Origin of the sequence: Shewanella sp. KT0246 (assembly GCF_019654955.1) — a bacterium.
Taxonomy (GTDB): domain Bacteria; phylum Pseudomonadota; class Gammaproteobacteria; order Enterobacterales; family Shewanellaceae; genus Shewanella; species Shewanella goraebulensis.
This window is the reverse complement of record NZ_BPEV01000170.1, coordinates 1-262: the sequence shown is the minus strand read 5'-3', so window position 1 is coordinate 262 and position 262 is coordinate 1. Positions and strand designations below refer to the sequence as shown.

The 262-nt window shown below is 50.0% G+C and carries 1 rRNA gene; it reads left to right on the top strand.

The window, feature by feature from the left end:
- Positions 1-262, top strand: a 23S ribosomal RNA gene (locus K5Q58_RS21005); the annotation flags it as partial.

Sequence of the window (262 nt, the reverse complement as noted above, 5' to 3'; positions counted from 1 at the left end):
CTTAGACAGCTAGGATGTTGGCTTAGAAGCAGCCATCATTTAAAGAAAGCGTAATAGCTCACTAGTCGAGTCGGCCTGCGCGGAAGATTTAACGGGGCTAAGCAATACACCGAAGCTATGGGTTTGCACTTAGGTGCAAGCGGTAGAGGAGCGTTCTGTAAGCGGTTGAAGGTGAAGGGGTAACCCACACTGGACGTATCAGAAGTGCGAATGCTGACATGAGTAACGATAATGGGGGTGAAAAACCCCCACGCCGAAAGAC